The sequence below is a fragment of the Pseudomonas sp. S49 genome (assembly GCF_009866785.1).
GTDB lineage: Bacteria > Pseudomonadota > Gammaproteobacteria > Pseudomonadales > Pseudomonadaceae > Aquipseudomonas.
This window is the reverse complement of the sequence record NZ_CP019432.1, coordinates 2211577-2232580: the sequence shown is the minus strand read 5'-3', so window position 1 is coordinate 2232580 and position 21004 is coordinate 2211577. Positions and strand designations below refer to the sequence as shown.

Sequence of the window (21004 nt, the reverse complement as noted above, 5' to 3'; positions counted from 1 at the left end):
TGCAACAGCAACAGCCACGCGGCTTGCACCAGCGTGTTGACCGTGACCTTTTGCGCCCGGGCAAAACTGTTGAGCTCGGCGGTCGCGTGAGTGTCGAGGGTCAGCAGGTATTCACCCTGACCGGTGACGGTTGCATCAACGAGGTGCGGCACAGCATCGGCCAGATACGTCGGTGTCTCGAAGTCGGCCAGTTGGCCCTTCCAGAAGTTTTCCGTGACCTGCGCATCCTGCTGCGCCAACCACTCGATGTAATCGCGATAACGCCCCGCCCCCATCGCCGGCGCGTGGCCGTGATAGCGCTGCAATACATCGCCGAGCAACTGCGAGTTGCTCCAGCCGTCCATCAGAATGTGGTGCGAAGTGTAAATCAGATGGAAACGCTCAGCCGCCACCTGCACCACGACCAGACGCAGCAACGGCGCGACGTGCAGATCAAAACCTTGCAGGCGTTGCTCAAGCTCCAGGGCTTTCAGGGCTGGCGCCAGGTCGCCGCGATCACGCCAGTCGAGCACGCTGAACGGCACTTGCAAGCCTTTGTGCACCACTTGCAGGGCGTTGGGCAGATCGCCTTCCCAGACAAAACCGCTGCGTAGCACTTCGTGGCTGTCCATCGCCGCTTGCCAGGCATCGCGGAAACGCTCGACCTGCAAGCCATCGACGGCCACACACATCTGGTTGATGTAATCACCGGACTGTTGCGCGTAAAGGGTGTGGAACAGCATGCCCTGCTGCATCGGCGACAACGGATAAATGTCTTCAATCTGCTGTGGGCGGGTTGGCAAGCCGTCAAGCTGCGCCTGGGTCAGGCCGGCCAGCGGGAAGTCCGAAGGCGTCAGCCCAGCGACGCCCGGGGTCAGGCAATGGCCGATCAAAGCGGCCAGTTCCTCGGCGTAATCCGCCGCCAGTGCTTCGATCACAGCACTGTCGAAACGCTCGCTGCTGAATGTCCAGCCTACGCGCAATTCGCCGCCGTACACCTGACCGTTGAGGGTCAACCAATTGCCCATTGGCGCATCCGGGCTCTGGTCGAGACCGGCGTTGTCCGGCGCCGGTGCGAACAGCGCGCCGTCATCGCCCTCGAAACTGCCGTCGAACTGGCCGAGGTAGTTGAAGGTGATGCGCGGGGTCGGCAATTCACGCAGGCTCTGTTGTGCCTGAGCATCGCCAAGATGACGCAGTGCGCCGAAACCGATGCCCTTGTTGGGGATCGAGCGCAGTTGTTCCTTGATCTGTTTGATCGACTCGCCGGCCGTAGCTGCCGGGGTCAGGCGCACCGGGAACAGACTGGTGAACCAGCCGACGGTACGGGTCAGGTCAACACCGTCGAACAGCTCTTCACGACCATGACCTTCGAGCTGAATCAGTGTCGAAGCCTGCCCGCTCCAGCGCCCGATAACCCGCGCCAGTGCGGTGAGCAACAGGTCGTTGACCTGAGTGCGATACGCCGCCGGCGCTTCTTGCAGCAGTTGTCGGGTCAGCTCCGCGCCCAGTCTGGTCTGTACCGTCTGCGCCAGTCTGTTCTGCTGACCGGCGTCCATCCGCTTGCACGGCAGATCGCTGCCGACATCACTCAGGCAGGCCTGCCAGTAAGCCAGTTCCTGTTGCAACGCCGCGCTGTTGGCGTAGCGCTGCAAGTGCTCGCTCCAGTCCTTGAAGGCGCTGGTTTTCGCCGGCAGCTTCAGTGGCTGACCGTCGAGCAATTGCTGATAAGCGTTTTGCAGGTCTTCCAGCAGAATCCGCCACGACACACCGTCGACGGCCAGGTGATGGATTACCAACTGCAAGCGCTGCGTGCCATCGGCCAGATTCGCCAACACGGCGCGCAACAGCGGCCCGTTCTGCAGATCGAGGCTGCGCTGCGCGCGGTTGCCCAAGGCTTCCAGCGCAGCCGCATCGGCGACGTCTTCCTGCCACAGCAGGTTGTGCGGCTGATCTTCAACCGCGCGATGCTCGGCCTGCCACACGCCGTTGTGCTGAGTGAAGCTCAGGCGCAAGGCATCGTGATGTGCGACCAGCGCGCGCAATACTTGCTCGATTTTCTCCCCGTCCAGCGGCTGGCGCGGTTTGAGCAGCACCGACTGGTTCCAGTGATGACGCTCAGGGATTTCATCGTCGAAGAACTGCTGCTGGATCGGCAACAGCAACGCTGCGCCGGTGACCGCTTGTTGATCGATGCTCGTTTCGTCGTCGCCCAACTGCGCGACCAGTGCCAGTCGCTGAATGGTCTGGTGCTGGAACAGGTCTTTCGGGTTCAGGCGAATACCGGCCTGACGCGCGCGGCTGACCACCTGAATCGAAATGATCGAGTCGCCGCCCAGTTCGAAGAAGTTGTCGTTGAGGCCCACTTGCGGCAGCTTCAGCACGTCTTGCCAGATCGTGGCCAAGCGTTGTTCCAGCTCGCTTTGCGGCGCCTGATAGGCCTGCTGCGCCTGACTGGCATCCGGCGACGGCAACGCGCTGCGGTTGAGCTTGCCGTTGGCGGTCAGCGGCAATTGTGCGAGCAACAACAGGTGCGCCGGGATCATGTGATCCGGCAGATTTTCCTTGAGCTCGGCACGCACGCTGTCGCGCCATTGCGCTTGTTCAGCGGCGCTGGCGTCGAGCAACGCCGCATCAATCGGCACCAGATACGCAACCAGTTGTTGACCACTGAGGCCCGGCTGCGCCAGCACCACCGCCTGGCGTACGGCAGCCTGTTCGAGCAGTTGCGCTTCGATTTCGCCCAACTCAATGCGGAAACCGCGAATCTTCACCTGATGGTCGATCCGCCCGATGTATTCGATCACGCCATCGGCGCGATAGCGCGCCAGATCACCGGTGCGGTACAGCCGACCGCCGTCAGCGGCAAACGGATCGGGAATAAAGCGCAGCGTGGTCAGGTCGGCACGGTTCAGATAACCGCGCGCCAGACCGGCGCGGCCAACATACAGCTCACCGATACAACCCTTGGCTACCGGGTTCAGGTCGCCATCGAGCAGGTACCACGAAAGGTCGGCAATCGGCTCGCCGATCGGGCTGCTGGCGTCACGCTGCAAATCGGCCATCGATAACGGCCGGTAAGTCACGTGCACGGTGGTTTCAGTGATGCCGTACATATTGATCAGTTGTGGCGCCTGATCGCCGAAACGCTCGAACCATGGACGCAGGCTCTTCACGTCCAGCGCTTCACCGCCGAACACCACATAACGCAGCGCCGGCTGTTGCGCGGTGTGCTCCGGGGCGCAAGCAACTTGCATCAACTGCTTGAACGCCGACGGCGTCTGGTTGAGCACGGTGATGCCTTCGCGGCACAGCAAAGCGAAGAAATCTTCCGGCGCACGGCTGACCTCGTAAGGCACTACCACCAGTTTGCCGCCGTACAGCAGCGCACCGAAAATCTCCCACACGGAGAAGTCGAATGCGTAGGAATGGAACAGGCTCCAGACATCCTGCGGGCCGAAATCGAACCACGCCGCAGTGGCTTCGAACAGGCGCAGCACGTTGCGGTGCGCGAGCAAGGTGCCCTTTGGCTGACCGGTCGAACCCGAGGTGTAGATCACGTACGCGAGGTTATCGGCGCTCATGCGCACGTGCGGATTGCTGTCGCTGTAACCTTCGAGGTCTTCGCGATCCTGATCGAGCATCAGGCTGCGCACCGAGTCCGGTACGGGCAGTCGACCGAGCAGATGACTTTGGCTCAACAGCAGGCCGATGCCGCTGTCGCCGATCATGTAGCTCAGGCGCTCTTCCGGATAGCCTGGGTCCAGCGGCACGTAAGCACCGCCGGCCTTGAGAATGGCGAGCAGTCCGACCAGCATGTCGAGGCTGCGCTCAACGGCCAGGCCGACGCGCACGTCCGGGCCGACGCCACTGGCAATCAGTTTGTGGGCCAACTGGTTGGCGCGGCTGTTGAGTTCACCGTAGCTCAAGGACTGTTCTGCATACGTCACGGCCACCGCTTGCGGTGCGCGGGCGGCCTGGGCTTCGATCAAGTGATGCAGGCACTGCTCGTTAGGGAAATCGGCCACGGCCGGGTTCCATTGCAGCAGGGTTGCTGCGCGTTCGGCGGCGTCGTGCAGCGGCAGCTCAGCGATACGCTGGCCGCTGTCGGTGACGATGCCTTGCAGCAGATTCGTCCAGTGTTGCGACAGGCGCTCGATAGTTTCGACGTCGAACAGGTCGGTGGCGTAAGTCAGCTCGGCCCAGACATTGTCGGTCGATTCAAAGGTGTTCAGGGTCAAATCAAACTGCGCAGTATTCGACGCCCACGGCAGGCCTTCGATGTGCAGTTGCGGCAAGCGTGTCGCGCCTTGTGCCTGCCGCGCTTGGCTCTGGTGGTTGTGCATCACTTGAAACAGCGGGCTATGGCTGAGGCTGCGCTCCGGTTGCAGCGCGTCGACCAGTTGCTCGAACGGCAGATCCTGATGCGCCTGAGCGCCGAGCACGGTGTTCTTCACTTGTTGCAACAGGCTGCGGAAGGTCTGCTGACTGTCGAATTCGGTTTTGAGTACCTGAGTGTTGACGAAGAAGCCAATCAGCCCTTCAGTCTCCACCCGATTGCGGTTGGCCACGGGCACACCAACGCGGATGTCGGCCTGACCGCTGTAGCGGTGCAGCAAGGTCTGGAACGACGCCAGCAACAGCGCGAACAGGGTGACGTTTTCACGCTGCGCGACGTGCTTGAGGGCAGCGGCCAGTTCGAGGCTCAGCGGGATATCGCGACGCGCGCCGCGATAGCTTTGCTCGGCGGGACGCGGACGGTCGGTCGGCAGCTCCAGCAACGGCTGATCGCCATCGCCGAGTTGCGCGGTCCAGTAATTCAGCTGACGCTCGCACTCACCGGCGTCCATCCACTGTTTCTGCCACACGGCATAGTCGGCGTATTGCACCGGCAACGCCGGCAATTGCGCGGTCTGGCCCTGGCTGTACGCGGCATAGAGCGCCACCAGTTCATCGACCATGATGTTCATCGACCAACCGTCGGAGACGATGTGGTGCAAGGTGATCACCAGCGCATGGTCATCGGCAGCCAGACGCAGCAGTTTCACTCGCAGCAACGGGCCTTGCTGCAGGTTGAACAAGTGCAGGGTTTCTTCGGCGACCAGCGCTTGCAGCGCCGCATCGTCCAACCCCGCTACGTCCTGTACTTGCAGATCCAGCGTGCCTTGGGCCTGAATCACTTGCAGGGTCTGGCCCTGCTGTTCGACGAAACAGGTGCGCAGGGATTCGTGACGCTCGATCAGTGCATTGAAGCTGTGCTGCAACGCCAGCAGATCCAGCTCACCGCGCAAACGCAGTGCGGCCGGAACGTGGTAAGCGGTGCTGGTCGGCTCCAGTTGCCAAAGGAACCACTGACGTTCCTGCGCATAGGAAAGTGCCATCGGTTGCGTACGCGGCAGCGCGACAATCGCCGGTTCCTGCGTCGCCTGATCGACACCCAGGGCGGCGACGAAGTCTTCCAGAACGCTGTGTTCGAACAGCGTACGCAGCGGCACCTGAACGTTCAGCGTCTGACGCACTCGCGAGACCACTTGCGTTACCAGCAAGGAATGGCCGCCGAGTTCGAAGAAGTTGTCGCTGAGACCGACACGCTCAAGCTTGAGCACCGCTTGCCAGATCTCGGCGACACTGTGTTGAGTCGCGGTTTGCGGCGCGATATAGGTCGATTGCAACTGGCTGGCATCGGGTGCTGGCAAGGCTTTGCGGTCGACTTTGCCGTTGGGGGTCAGCGGCAGTTGCGCAAGGAACAGCAGGTGCGCCGGCACCATGTATTCCGGCAGTTCAGCCTTGAGGCTGGCTTTCAGAGCGGCGCGCAGTTCGACTTCGTCAACAGCGCTGGCGGATGGCACCACATAGCCGACCAGTTGCGCGCCGGTCGGGCCGTCCTGAGCGACGACGACGGTTTCACGGACGCTGTCCAGCGCGAGCAAACGGGCCTCGATCTCGCCCAGCTCGATTCGGAAACCACGGATTTTAACTTGATGGTCGATGCGCCCGATGTACTCGATCACGCCTTCTGCGCGATAACGGGTCAGGTCGCCGGTGCGGTACAGACGCGCACCGTTTGCCGAGAACGGATCCGGCACAAACCGTTCAGCGGTCAGACTCGGGCGCTGGAAGTAACCACGGGCCAGACCGTCACCGCCAATCAGCAATTCACCGGGTGCGCCGAGCGGATTGAGCTCAAGGTCGCTGCCGAGAATGTACAGCGCGGTGTTGTCTATCGGCGTGCCGAGGAATGGACGGCTGTGGTCCGCGCTCAGTGCGTGTTGCGCCGACCAGATCGTGGTTTCGGTCGGGCCATACAGGTTCCACACGCTCGGCGTCAGCGCCAGCATGCGATTGGCCAGCTCCTGCGGCAGCGCTTCACCACCACAGAGGAACGTGCGGCCCTTGAGAATCGCTGCGTGTTCGTTGTCGAGCAGCATGCGCCAGGTCGATGGCGTGGCTTGCAGGACGCTGACGGCATGACGCTCGATCAGTTCGAGCACCGCTTGCGGATCCTGATGCACATCCTTGCCGGTCAGCACCACACACGCGCCGGCGAGCAATGGGCCATAGATTTCCAGGCCAAAAATATCGAACGAGAACGTGGTCAGCGACAGCATGCGATCTGCAGCGGCAATCCCCGGCTGCTTGATCATGCTCGCGACAAAATTGCTCAGTGCCGCGTGGCGCACCATCACGCCTTTCGGTTTGCCGGTGGAGCCGGAGGTGTAGATCGTGTACGCCAGATGCTCGCCATTGACGGCAACGTCCGGCGCCGTCTGTGGATAAGTCGCTAGCCAGTCACCTGACTGATCAAGCAACAGGGTTTGCACACCCGCCGGGATCGGCAACTGCGCTTGCAAATGCATTTGGGTCAGCAGCAATTGCAGACCGCTGTCCTCGATCATGTAGGCCAGACGATCTTCTGGATAGGCCGGGTCCAGCGGCACATAAGCGCCGCCGGCCTTGAGGATCGCCAACAGGCCGACGATCATCTCAACGCTGCGCTCCACCGCGATGCCGACCAGCTGATCCGGGCCGACGCCGGCCTCGATCAGGTGATGCGCCAGTTGATTGGCCCGGGCATCCAGTTCGCCATACGTCAGTACATCGTCGCCGATGATCAGCGCCGTGGCCTGCGGGTTTCGTTGCGCCTGCAAGGCAAAGTCCTGCTGCACGCACTCGGCCTGCGCGCAGCGGTCAGCCACGCGGAACCAGTCCTGCAACAACACGCCGTGCTCGGCACTTTCCAGCAAGGGCAACTCGCCAACCCGTTGAGTCGGTGCGGCCACAATACCTTGCAACAGGTTTTGCCAATGACGCGCCAGACGCTCGACCGTTTCCGGCTTGAACAGATCGGTAGCGTAGGTCAGCTCGGCGGCGAAACCGTCATTCGATTCATAGGTATTGAGCGTCAGGTCGAATTGCGCGGTGCGCCCTTCCCACTGCACATCTTCGACGCTCAGCTGCGGCAGTTGCACCGCGCTACGGCCCTGATCACGGCTGGTCTGGTGGTTGAACATCACCTGGAACACCGGGCTGTGGCTCAGGCTGCGCTCCGGTTGCAGCGCTTCGATCAACTGCTCGAACGGCAGATCCTGATGCGCCTGCGCGGCCATCGCCGCTTGCTTGACCTGCGCCAGCAATTGGTTGAACGGCAGTTGACCATGCACTTCGGCATTGAGTACTTGGGTGTTGACGAAGAAGCCGATCAGGCCTTCAGTTTCGACCCGGTTGCGGTTGGCGGTCGGCACGCCGACGCGAATCTGCGCCTGACCGCTGTAGCGATGCAGCAACGCCTGAAACGACGCCAGCAACACCATGAACAGGCTCGCACCTTCGCGCTGAGCCAGTTGTTTGAGCGCATCGCCGAGGGCGGCTGGCAGGTCCAGTTGCAGACGTGCACCGCGCAGGCTTTGCACCGCCGGACGCGGAAAATCGATCGGCAATTCCAGCACCGGCTGCTCGCCGGCCAGCGTCTTGATCCAGTAAGCCAGTTGCCGCTCGCGCTCGCCCGCTTCCAGCCAGTGACGCTGCCAGATCGCGTAGTCGGCGTATTGCACCTCCAGTTCCGGCAATGCCAGTGGCTGCCCGGCGGTGTCGGCGGCGTAATGCTGGATCAACTCGTTGACCAGCACTTTGATCGACCAGCCATCGGAGATGATGTGGTGCTGGATCAACACCAGCACATGATCGTCATCAGCGACCTTGAGCAATGCCACGCGCAGCAGCGGCCCCTGTTGCAGATTGAACGGGCGCGCGGTTTCGCCTTCGACAAACGCCTTGATCGCCGCCTCTTCGCCAGCGGCGTCGAGGCCTGCCGGCAACGGTGCCAGGGTGATCCGCAGCGGCAATTGCGGGTGAATCACCTGGCAGAAGGTTTCGCCGTGCTCGGCAAACGTGGTGCGCAAACTTTCATGACGCGCGGCCACGGCATTGAAGCTGCGCTCCAGCGCCGCCACATCCAGTTGCCCCTTGAGGCGCAAGGCGCTGGGAATGTGATACGCGGTGCTGTGCGGGTCCATTTGCCAGAGGAACAGTTGGCGTTCCTGAGCGTACGACAGAGGAATCGCTGCAAACCCGGAACGTGTTTCCGGGATCGGCAGGTTGGCCGGAGAGACGCCCTCTTCGAGCATCTTTTCCAGGTACAGCTTACGTTTGTCCAGCGGCAGAGTGATAAAGCGCTTGGCTACCCTCAAAGCAACACTCTTGTCCATCAGACTTCCTCCATATCGTCAAGCAGGGCTTCCAGCTTGCTCAGTTTCTGTTCGTTGATTGCCCCGCCTCCTGTATCGAGTCGAGCGACAAATTCGCTCAGGACGGGGTGCTGGAATAACAGTTGCGGGGTCAGCGTCAGGCCCAGCTCAAGGGCCATGCGCGACACCACGTTGACCGCCAGCAGCGAGTGCCCGCCCAGTTCGAAGAAGTGATCGTTCAGACCAATGCGTTCAACCTCGAGCACCTGCTGCCAGATCACCGCGACCTGCTGCTCAAGCTCACTCTGCGGCGCGACGTACGCGGCCTGCATCTGGCTGGCATCCACCGCCGGCAAGGCCTTGCGGTCGAGTTTGCCGTTAGGGGTCAGTGGCAACTGCTCAAGGAACAGCAGGTGCGCGGGAATCATGTAGTCAGGTAACGAAGACTTGAGGTCAGTCTTTAGTCCGTCGCGCAGTTGCCGTTGCGCTTCGCCGTCGTACAGATCCAGTTGCGGGGCGACCACGTAGGCCACCAGTTGCGCACCGCCCTCTCCTTCAACGGCCAGCACCGCCGCTTCGGTGACCGCCGGTTGAGCGAGCAATCGCGCCTCGATCTCGCCCAGTTCGATGCGGAATCCACGAATTTTCACCTGATGGTCGATTCGGCCCATGTACTCCAGCGCGCACTCTTCGCGTTCACGAATCAGGTCGCCGGTGCGGTACATGCGCTCGCCATTGCCGACGAACGGATTCGGCACGAAGCGCTCGGCGGTCATCGCCGCACGCCCCAGATAACCGCGGGTGATGCCGGCGCCGGACAAGTACAGCTCCGCCGAAATCCCTTGCGGCACCGCTTGCAGATCGGCGTCGAGCAAATGGCTGACGCTGTGATCAAGAGCACGACCGATGCGCGGTTGACCACCGGCGATGCGGCGGGTCCAGGTCGAATAGGTGGTGTCTTCCGACGGACCGTACAGGTCGTAGACATGCTCGACTGTCGACTGCTGATACAGCGCGTTGACAAGCCCTTGTTTGAGCGGCTCACCCGCCAGGTTGATGATGCGCACGCTCGGCGGAATCTGCCCGGCGCGTTGCAGCGCAGCGATCGCCGATGGCACGGTGTTGATCAGACGCACCTGATCGCAAGCCGGCAGGTTTGCCAGCTCCAAAGCATTGCGCGCGATGATCAGCGAACCGCCGTTGGCCAACGTGACAAACAGCTCCCACACTGACAGGTCGAAGCACACCGAAGTCGAGGCCAGCACGCCCTGGATGTCGTCGCGGCTGTAGACCTTGGCCGACCAGTCGATCAGCGCCATGACGTTGCGGTGAGCAATCGCCACGCCTTTCGGTTTGCCGGTGGAACCGGAGGTGTAGATGACGTAGGCGAGGTTGTCCGGCTGCACCGCCGTTTGCGGCGCGACATCTGAGTAACCGCTCAGCGAAACCTGATCCATCAGCAGTACTTGCGTATCGCCCGGCACGCTCAGCGTCGCAGCGACCGCTTGCTCGGTGAGCAACACCCGCGCACGGCTGTCTTCGAGCATGTAGGCAACGCGATCGGCCGGATAATCCGGGTCCAGCGGCACATACGCGCCACCCGACTTGAGCACCGCCAGCAAGGCAATCAGCAACTGCTCGGAACGCGGCATCGCCACGCCCACGCGCACTTCCGGGCCGACACCCAACTCGATCAGCTTGTGCGCCAGACGGTTGGCTTGCGCGTCCAGTTCGGCGTAGGTCAGTCGCGTATCGGCGAAGGTCACCGCCAGCGCATCCGGGGTTGCTGCCACTTGGCGGGCAATGCCTTGATGAATGCACAGCTCGGTGACGAAGTCGGTCTCGACACTTGGGCCGTTGTCGATCAGGTTCAACTCGCTCAACGAGCGTTCACCTGCTGCAGCCATCTGCGTCAGCAAACGCTGCAGACTCGCGCCCAACTGCGCCACGCTGGCCGGGGCGAAGCTGTCGCGCTGATAGCTGAAATGCACCGACAGTTGCGCGCCCATGCTCACCAGCAAGGTCAACGGATAGTTGGTCTGCTCTTGATTGACCACTGCACCAAAACGCAAACCCTGCGGCGCACCGCGCTCCAGCGCTTCGCCAATCGGGTAGTTTTCGAACACCATCAGGCTGTCGAACAGTGCGTCACCGCCCTGCCCGGCCCAGCGCTGAATGTCCGCCAGCGGCGTGTGTTCGAACTCGCGTGAAGCGAGGTTCTGCGCCTGCACGGCTTGCAGCCAACTGGCCAGACTCTGCTGCGCTTGCGGCGCGGCCACCACTGGCAAGGTGTTGATGAACAGACCGATCTGTTCTTCGGCCCCCGGCAGATCCGCCGGACGTCCGGCTACGGTCGCGCCGAACGCCACGCAGTCCTTGCCGGTGTAGCGCTGCAACAGCAACAGCCACGCGGCTTGCACCAGCGTGTTAACAGTGACTTTCGAGGCCCGGGCAAATTCACCCAGACGTACGCTCAGATCAGCGTCCAGCACTTGGTAATGGTCGCCATAACCGACATTCGGCAAAGCGTCGACTGGCCGTGCAATGGCATTGGCCAGACGCGTCGGCTCGTGCAGATTGACCAGCGTCGCCAGCCAGTAGGCTTCAGCCGCGGTTGCATCCTGACGTTGCAGCCAACCGATGTAATCGCGATAGCGACCCGCCGGGCGCGGCACCGCTTCGCCGCGATAGTGCTGCAGCACTTCGCCAAGCAACTGCGCGCTGCTCCAGCCGTCCATCAGGATGTGGTGGTTGGTGTAGATCAGGTGATGACGATCAGTCGCCGTGCGCACCAGCACCAGGCGCAACAGCGGCGCGCAGGTCAGGTCCAGGCCCAGCGCTCGCTCCTCGTCAGCCAGGATTTGCAGCGCCGCCTCCAGATCAACCTTGCCGTTCCAGTCGAGCACGCTGAACGGCACGTCCACCTGCCGCTGCACCACTTGCACCGGTTGCGGCAAGTCGCCCTGCCAGAAGAATCCGCTGCGCAGAATATCGTGGGCATCCACCACTGCTTGCCAGGCCGCGCGGAAACGCTGCGGGTCGACGCCATCGACGTCGAGGCGCATCTGGTTGATGTAGTCGCCATTGCCGTGTTCGAGCAAGGTGTGGAACAACATGCCTTGCTGCATCGGCGACAGCGGATAGATGTCATCGATGCCTTGCGGTTCCAGCACCAGCGCATCCAGTTGCGCTTGCGACAGTTGCGCCAGCGGGAAGTCCGACGGCGTCACGCCACGGTTGCCGCTGTCGCAACAGTGGCCGATCAGCGCCGTCAGTTCCTGCACATAATCATCGGCCAGACGCTGGATCGTCGCCGCGTCGAACATCGCGCCGCTGTAGGTCCAGCTCAGGTCCAGCTCGCCGCCGAAGACTTTGCCGTTCAGCGCCAACGGATTGCCCAGCGGACCTTGCATATTGACTTCGGCACCGCCGGCTTCGCTGGTCGGCACAAACAAGGCTTGGTCGGCCGCATCGAAGCTGCCGTCGAACTGGCCCAGATAGTTGAAAGTCAGGCACGGTGCCGGCAAGGCCTGCAGGGTTTCACGCGCCTGTTCATCGCCCAGATGCGCCAGCGCACCGAAGCCGATGCCTTTGTGCGGAATCGCCCGCAGTTGCTCCTTGACCTGTTTCAGCGAAGCCCCCAGTTCGGCCACCGGCGACAGACGCGCCGGAAACACGCTGGTGAACCAGCCCACAGTGCGGGTCAGGTCGATGCTGTCGAAGAGGTCTTCGCGACCGTGACCCTCGAGCAAGACCAACGCACTGTCGTCACCGGTCCAGCGCACCATCACTCGCGCCAGCGCCGTCAGCAGCAGATCGTTGACCTGCGTGCGATAGGCCTGCGGCGCATCCTGCAAGAGTTGACGGGTCAGGGCTTTGTCCAGTTTGCTGCGGATCGTCAGCGCCTGATCGTGTTGCTGCCCGCCGTGCGGATGGTCATAAGGCAAGGCAGCCGAAGCGCCCTGCAACTGCTGCTGCCAAAAGCCCAGTTCGGTTTGCAGCGCTGGGGTTGCCGCATAGTCCTGCAACGCTGCCGCCCAGGCTTTGACTGCACTGGTCTTGGCCGGCAATTGCACGGGGTTACCGGCAAGGATCTGCCGATAAGCGTTTTGCAGATCCTCGAACAGAATCCGCCACGACACGCCATCAACCACCAGGTGATGGACGATCAGCAACAGGCGTTGCGTACCGTCAGCCAGGTTCGCCAACACCGCGCGAATCAGCGAGCCGCCGCTCAATTGCAAGCTGCGCTGGGCCTTTTCACCCAGGGCCTCCAGCGCCGCGAGATCAGCCACATCGACTTGCCAGAGGATGGTCTCGCCGGCTTGCGTGGCAACGTCGCGGTATTGCGCGCCCCAGCCGTCAGCCTGCTCGACAAAGTCCAGGCGCAAGCTGTCGTGATGCAACACTAGCGCATCCAGCGCGTGTTCCAGCAGCTGCGGGTCCAGCGCCTGCGTTGGCTTGAGCATCACTGACTGGTTCCAGTGATGACGATCGGGAATCGCCTGCGCGAAAAATTCCTGATGGATCGGCAGCAACGCCGTGCTGCCGGTGACCGGTTGCTGATCGATCAATTGCAGCGCTTCTCCGGTCTGTGCCACCAACGCCAGTGCGGCGATGGTCTGGTGCTGGAACAGGTCTTTGGGCGTGAAGCGAATCCCGGCCTGCCGCGCACGGCTGACCACCTGAATCGAAATGATCGAGTCGCCGCCCAGCTCGAAGAAGTTGTCGCTGACGCCCACTTGCTCAAGCTTGAGCACGTCCTGCCAGATCGTCGCCAGTTGCTGTTCAAGCGCGGTTTGCGGTGCAACGTAAGTTTGCTGCAGTTGGCTGACGTCCGGTTTCGGCAGGTTCTTGCGATCGAGTTTGCCGTTCGGCGTCAGCGGCATGCGCTCCAGACGCAGCACATACGCCGGCACCATGTGCGCTGGCAACGTCGCCTTGAGTTGTGCACGCAGATCGTCAGTGAAGTCGGCACGGCTGGAATCGCCCACCACATACGCCACCAGACGCTTGCCACTGCCGGCGCTGCCTTCCTGCGCCACGACCACCGCTTCGCGTACGCCGTCGAGGGCTTGCAGCGCCGCTTCGACTTCGCCCAGCTCGATGCGGAAACCGCGGATTTTCACCTGATTGTCGATGCGATCCAGATAATCGAACGTGCCATCGGCACGCTGACGGACCAGGTCGCCAGTGCGATAAAGCAAACCGCCGTTGGTGCTGAACGGGTCAGCCACAAAACGCTCGGCAGTCAGCCCCGGACGGTTCAGATAACCCCGCGCCAACCCCGTGCCACCAAGGTACAGCTCACCGGCCATGCCTTGCGGCAGCAGGTTCAGATCAGCGTCGAGCACGTAGGCGCTGCGGTCACCGATACGGCTGCCGATTGGCGCATACGCAGCACCGCATGGCACCTCGCGCCCGGCCTTCCAGATCAGTGGGGTGACCACGGTTTCGGTCGGGCCGTAACCGTTGATGATGTAGTCCGGATCGAGCGCGCGTTTGACCCGCTCGAAACTGGCGTTCGGCACCGCATCACCGCCGAAGCAATAGATCCGCACTTTCGGCGGGTTACCGACGCGCTCGGCGTGTTCGGCTAGTTGTTGCAGGTACACCGGCGGGAATGCGACCACGGTCACGCCGTGTTCGATCATCGCGTTGTAGGTCTGCTCCGGCGTCCACAAGCTGTCGTCGCGAATCAGCAGCGACGCACCGTGGGTCAGGCTGGTCAGCCAGCGTTCGTGGGCACCGTCGAAGGCGAACGACATGAAATGGAATTCACAATCACTGTCGCGCATTTCATAGCGTTGACCGATGGCCTGGCAATGCATGGCCAACGGGCCGTGGGCGACGCTGACGCCTTTCGGATTGCCGGTGGAACCGGAGGTATAAATCACGTAGGCGAGGTTGTGCGGATCGAGCTGCACGTGCGGCGCCTTGATCGGCAACTCGCGCAAATCGAGACGATCCAGTTCCAGCAGCGGCACCGATTCATCGACCGGTAATTGCGTCGACACCGACGAGTCGCTGATCAACAACGCCAGCCCGGAATCTTCGATCAGATAGGCCAGGCGTTCGCGCGGATAGCTGGTATCCAGCGGCACATAGGCGCCGCCTGCCTTGAGCACGGCCAGCAGCGCGACGATCACCGACTCACTGCGCAGCAGGGCTACACCGACGCGGGTTTCCGCGCCGACGCCACGGGCGATCAGTGCGTGCGCCAGTTGGTTGGCACGCTGGTCGATCTCGCCGTAGCTGAAACGCTGACCGTTGAAGATCACCGCCGTGCGCTGCGGATTTTGCGCAGCCAGCGCGGCAATGCGCTGATGCACGCCGATGTCCACCGGGTACGGCTGCGGGTGGTTTTCGGCTTGCTGGCGCACCTGCTCTTGAGCGTCCGCCAAAGCGATTTCACCGAGGTTGCGCTCGGCCGACAGGGCGAACTGCTCAAGCAATTGCAGCAGGTGCGCACTGATGCCGGCGATGACATCGCTGGCGAACTGGCCGCGATCAAAGCTGTAGTGCAACGCCAACTGCTGACCGAGGGTGACCGCCACGCTCAGCGCGTAATGGGTTTGTTCGAGATTACCGACATCACCGAATGTCAGCCCTTGCCCGGCCTGACTCAGCGCCTGGGCAATCGGGTAGTTTTCGAACACCAGAATATTGTCGAACAGTGCTTCACCGCCCTGTCCGGCCCAACGCTGGATGTCCGCCAGTGGCGTGTGCTCGAAGTCGCGCAGGCTGAGGTTTTGCGCCTGTACCGCTTGCAGCCAGCTGCCAACACTTTGATCCGGACGCGGTGCGCCGATCACCGGCAAGGTGTTGATGAACAGACCGACCTGCTGCTCGATGCCCGGCAGATCCGCCGGACGCCCGGCCACGGTCGCACCGAACGCCACGGCTTCGTGACCGGTATAGCGTTGCAGCAACAGCAGCCACGCCGCTTGCACCAAGGTGTTGACGGTGACTTTTTGCTGGCGGGCGAAGGTTTCCAGCGCCTGGGTGCGTTGCACGTCCAGCGTCAGGTAGTGATCGCCGTGGCCGCTGGCAATCTCGCCAGCGGTGGCCGCGCGCGCCAGTCGGGTCGGCTCTTGCAGGGCGGCCAGTTGGCCGTTCCAGAAATCTTCACTCAGTTGTCCGTCCTGACGTTGCAGCCAGGCGATGTAGTCGCGATAACGCCCGCCGCCATTCAGCGGCGTGCGGCCGCTGTAGCGCTGCAAGACTTCGCCGAGCAACTGCGAGTTGCTCCAGCCGTCCATAAGGATGTGGTGATGGGTGTAAATCAGGTGCCATTGCTCGGCGCCGGTCTGCACCAGCAGCAGTCGCAGCAGTGGCGCACAGCTCAGATCAAAACCTTGCTGGCGCTCGGCATCTGCCAGCGCAGCGAGCGCTGCCGGCTGATCCTCGTGGTCGCGCCAGTCCAGCGTGCTGAATGGCAGTTGCACCTGCTTGTGGACGATCTGCACCGGCTGCGTCAGCTCACCCTGCCAGACGAAACCGCTGCGCAGAATGTCCTGCGCATCGACGGTGGCCTGCCACGCAGCGCGGAAACGCTCGGGGTCGAGACCTTGCACGTCGACGCGCAACTGGTTGATGTACTCACCCGCCGCTTGTTCATAAAGGGTATGGAACAGCAGGCCCTGTTGCATCGGCGACAGCGGATAAACATCATCGAGTTGACCTGCCGGCACCGGCAACCCATCCAGTTGTGCCTGGGTCACGCGCGCCAGCGGGAAGTCCGATGGCGTTGCTTGTGCGGTTGGCAACGTGCAGCAATGTTCAATCAGCGCATGCAGTTCCAGCGCGTATTGATCGACCAGATACTGCACGGTCGCGCTGTCGAACATCTCGCGGCTGAACCCCCAGTTCATCGACAGCTCACCGCCATAGACCTGGCCTTCCAGCGTCAGCCAGTTGGCCAACGGCGCTGCCGGATCCTGCGCAACGCCGCTGGTTTCAGCGGACGGCACGAACAGCGCCGCGTCGTCGAACTGACGATCGAACTGGCCGAGGTAGTTGAAGGTAATCCGTGGCGGCGCCAACGTTGCCAGTTCGGCGCGCACCGATGGCGCAGCCAGATAACGCAGCACGCCGTAGCCCAGACCTTTGTCCGGCACGGCGCGCAGTTGCTCCTTGATCGACTTGATCGACCCGTCGAGATCGTCGGCGGCCGTCAGCTTGACCGCGAACAAACTGGTGAACCAGCCCACGGTGCGGGTCAGGTCGATGTCATCGAAGAGGTCTTCGCGGCCATGGCCTTCGAGTTCGATCAACGTGCCGGGCTGCTGGCTCCAGCGACTGATGGTGCGCGCCAGTGCGGTCAACAGCAGGTCATTGACTTGCGTGCGATACGCCGCCGGCGCCTGTTGCAGCAACTGACGGGTACGCTCGGCGTCGAGGCGCCATTCGATTTTCTCGCCGTGCAGGTTTTGCTGGCTGCCATCGGGACGTTCGCACGGCAGATCCTGCGCACCTTGATGCTGGGTTTTCCAGTAATCCAGTTGTTCATCGAAGCGTGCAGTGGCGCTTTCCAGACGCGCGGTCCAGCTCTGGAAGGCATTGGTTTTGGCCGGCAACTGAATGCCGCCGCCCGCCGAGCGCTGCTCGTAAGCCTGTTGCAAATCTTCCAGCAGCACGCGCCAGGAAACGCCGTCCACCGCCAAGTGGTGAATGATCAGGTTCAGGCGCTGAGTGCCATCGGCCAGCGTCACCAGCAATGCACGCAACAGCGGACCGTTCTGCAAATCGAGGCTGCGCTGGGCTTCGTTGCACAGCGTCTGCAGTTGTTCTGCGGACTCGGCATCGCGCTGCCACAAGTCAGCGCTGCCAACCAACGGGCCATGGCTCTGCTGCCAGCCGTCGGCGCTTTCGACAAAGCGCAGGCGCAACGCGTCGTGATGATTGATCACCTCGGTTAGTGCAGCATCGAGCCACTGCGCGTTCAAGGTGTCGCGCGGGGTCAGCAGCAGCGACTGGTTCCAGTGCTCACGCAGCGGCATCGCGCGGCTGAAGAAATGCTGTTGAATCGGCCCGAGCACGGCGTCGCCGGTCACCGGCCCCTGATCCACCAAGGTCTGATTATCCAGCGTGGCGACCAGCGCAAGGCTGCGCACCGTTTGATACTGGAACAGGTCGCGCGGGCTGAGACGAATCCCGGCCTGCCGCGCACGGCTGACGACTTGAATCGAAATGATCGAGTCGCCGCCCAGTTCGAAGAAGTTGTCTTCGAGGCCTACGCGCTCAAGGCCGAGCACGTCCTCCCAGATCGCCGCCAGGGCTTTTTGCAGCACATCCTGCGGCGCGACGAACGCTTGTTGTGGCGCGGCGTCCGGTTGCGGCAAGGCTTTGCGATCGAGTTTGCCGTTGGCCGTTACCGGCAGTTTTTCCAGCGTCATCAGGTAGGTCGGCACCATGAATTCCGGCAGGCTGCCGAGCAGCCACGCCTTGACGTCCTGCTGCCACTGTTCGTCCGGCTGAGCCTGTTCCAGCACCAGATACGCGACCAGATGCTTGCCGCCCTGCACCAGCACCACCGCTTCGCGCACCAGCGGATGCTGCATCAGGCGGGTTTCGATTTCACCCAGCTCGATGCGCAGACCGCGCAGTTTCACTTGATGGTCGAGACGACCAAGGTATTCGATCACCCCGTCGGCACGCTGACGAACACGGTCACCGGTGCGGTACAGGCGCGCGCCGTCATGGAACGGGCACGGCACAAAACGCTCGGCGGTCAGCGCCGGACGCTGGTGATAACTGCGCGCCAGCCCGGCGCCGCCCAGGTACAGTTCGCCGGCCACGCCACTCGGTACCGGCAGCAGCTCGGCATCAAGCACATGGGTGCGCAGGTTGGCGATCGGCCGGCCGATCGGCACGCTGTCGGCGCCTTCGTCAACACACGCCCAGTGGGTCACGTCGATCGCCGCTTCGGTCGGGCCGTAGAGGTTGTAGAGGCCGGCATTCGGCAGTTTGGCGAAGACTTGCAGTTGCGCGTCCAGTGGCAGCGCTTCACCGCTGCAGACGATGCGCTTGAGGCCGACGCAGCTTTCGACACCCGCCTCATGAATGAACGCCTGCAACATCGACGGCACAAAGTGCAACGTACTGATGCCGTGGCAGTTGATGATGTCGATCAGTTGCAGCGGATCGCGGTGCGCACCTGGCGCGGCAACCACCAGACGCGCGCCGGTCAGCAGCGGCCAGAAGAATTCCCAGACCGAAACGTCAAAGCTGAACGGGGTTTTCTGCAACACCGAATCGCTGGCGTCGATCGCGTACGCTTCCTGCATCCAGCACAAGCGGTTGACCAGCGCCGCGTGGCTGTTGCCGGCGCCTTTCGGTTTGCCGGTGGAACCCGAGGTGTAAATCACATAGGCCAGGTTCAGCGGATCGACGCTGACGTTCGGGCGGCTATCGCTGTAGCGGTCGAGCAGGCCCGGCTGATCCAGCGTAATGACCTGCACGCCGTCAGTCGGCAGCGATGCCAGCAAAGCATCCTGGGTCAGCAGCAAGTTGATGCCGCTGTCCTCGATCATGTACGCCAGACGTTTCTGCGGGTATTCCGGATCGAGTGGCACATAAGCGCCGCCAGCCTTGAGAATCGCCAGCAGCGCGACAACCATTTCCACCGAACGCAGAGCACAAACGCCGACCAGACTGTCGGCCCGCACGCCTTGTTCACCCAGCAAATGCGCGAGGCGGTTGGCCCGGGCATCCAGTTCGGCGTAGCTCAGGGTCTGCTCGCCGAACAGCAGCGCCGGCGCATTCGGCGTGCGCGCCACCTGCGCTTCGATCAGTTGATGGATCGGTGTTTCGGTCGGGTAAACCGCTTGGACGCTGTTCCAGTCGTGCACCAGCGTGTGCTGTTCCTCGGCCTCCAGCAGCGACAATTCGCCGACGCGTTGCGACGGATCGGCAACCATGGCCGTGAGCAGACGCAACCAGTGGCGCGCCATGCGCTCGATGGTCGCCGGCTCGAACAAGTCGCTGGCGTACGTCAGCGCCGCATGCAGCTTGCCGCCCTTCTCGTAGGTATCGAGGGTCAGGTCGAACTGGGTGGTACGGCTCTGCCAGTCGAGGCTGTTCAGCAGTAGACCGGAAGCAGTGCTGATGCTGGCGATGTCCGCTACTTGCGGCTGGTGGTTGTACATCACCTGAAACAGCGGCGTGTGACTGAGGCTGCGTTCCAGCTTCAGCGCTTCGACCAGTTGCTCGAACGGCAGATCCTGATGCGCCTGAGCGCCGAGCGCGGTGTCCTTGACGGCGCGCAGCAGATCGTCGATCCGGGTCTGCCCGTCCAGTTGGGTACGCAGCACTTGAGTGTTGACGAAGAAGCCGATCAGCCCTTCGATTTCGCCACGGTTGCGGTTGGCAATCGGCACGCCGACACGGATGTCGGTCTGGCCGGTGTAGCGATGCAGCAGCGCGTTGAAGGCACCGAGCAAGAGCATGAACAACGTGACTTGATGCTGCTGCGCGGTGTTGCGCAGTTGCCCGGCCAGTTGTTCATCGACAGCGAACTCATAGCGAGTGCCGCGATAGCTCGGCATCGCCGGACGCGAATGATCCAGCGGCAGCTCCAGCACCGGGTGTTCGTCGCCCAGTTGCGCCTGCCAGTAATCGAGTTGGCGCGCCTGTTCGCCCGCCTCCAGCCAACGGCGCTGCCACAAGGCGTAGTCGCTGTACTGGATCGGCAGCGCGGCCAGTTGCGGCTGCTGACCGGCATCGAACGCGTCGTAGCAACGGATGAATTCGTCGATCAGCACGTTCATCGACCAGCCATCGGAAACGATGTGGTGCAAGGTCAGCAGCAGCACATGCTCCTGATCGGCGAGCTTGAGCAACGTCACCCGCAGCAGCGGACCCACGGCCAAGTCGAATGGCAACACCGACTGTTGCTCGGCGGCCTGCATCACGGCCTGTTCACGCTCGCTGGCCGGCAGTGTGCTGAAGTCTTCATGGCGGATCACCAGCGGCGCGGTGGCTGGCACTTGCAGCAGACTGTCATCGGCCTCGCGCTGGAACACCGTACGCAGGGTTTCGTGACGCTCGACCAGGCTGGCGAAGGCTTGCTCCAGTGCCGCCAGGTTCAAGCGGCCATTGAGCCGCACCGCGCCCGGCAGGTTATAGGCGCCACCTTGGGGATCCAGCTGCCAGAGAAACCACATGCGTTGCTGTGCGTAAGACAGCGCCTGCCGATCCTCGGCCTCGACGCCGGTCGGAATCGGAAACCGGGAAAAATCCACCCCTTCCCTCTGCAGGGCAGCGAGGAACATCTGGCGCTTTTCCAGGGGCAGCCCGATAAACCGGCGAGCAAGTTTCAGGGAGTCTTCAGCATTCAT

Annotated in this window: 2 protein-coding genes (1 of these 2 cut by a window edge); both read right to left on the bottom strand. The window is 62.5% G+C overall.

Annotated features, from left to right (window positions below; translation table 11 throughout):
- Nucleotides 1-8684, bottom strand: the 5' portion of a protein-coding gene (locus PspS49_RS09760; protein ID WP_160038991.1) for a non-ribosomal peptide synthase/polyketide synthase. 4843 nt of this gene lie to the left of the window's left edge; only the first 8684 of its 13527 coding nucleotides appear in the window; the start codon lies at nt 8682-8684; its stop codon lies off the left edge, out of view.
- The gene (locus PspS49_RS09755; protein WP_160038989.1) at nt 8684-21004 is read right to left on the bottom strand and encodes a non-ribosomal peptide synthase/polyketide synthase; all 12321 of its coding nucleotides are present in this window, start codon (nt 21002-21004) and stop codon (nt 8684-8686) included. The genes PspS49_RS09760 and PspS49_RS09755 overlap by 1 nt, the downstream gene beginning before the upstream one ends.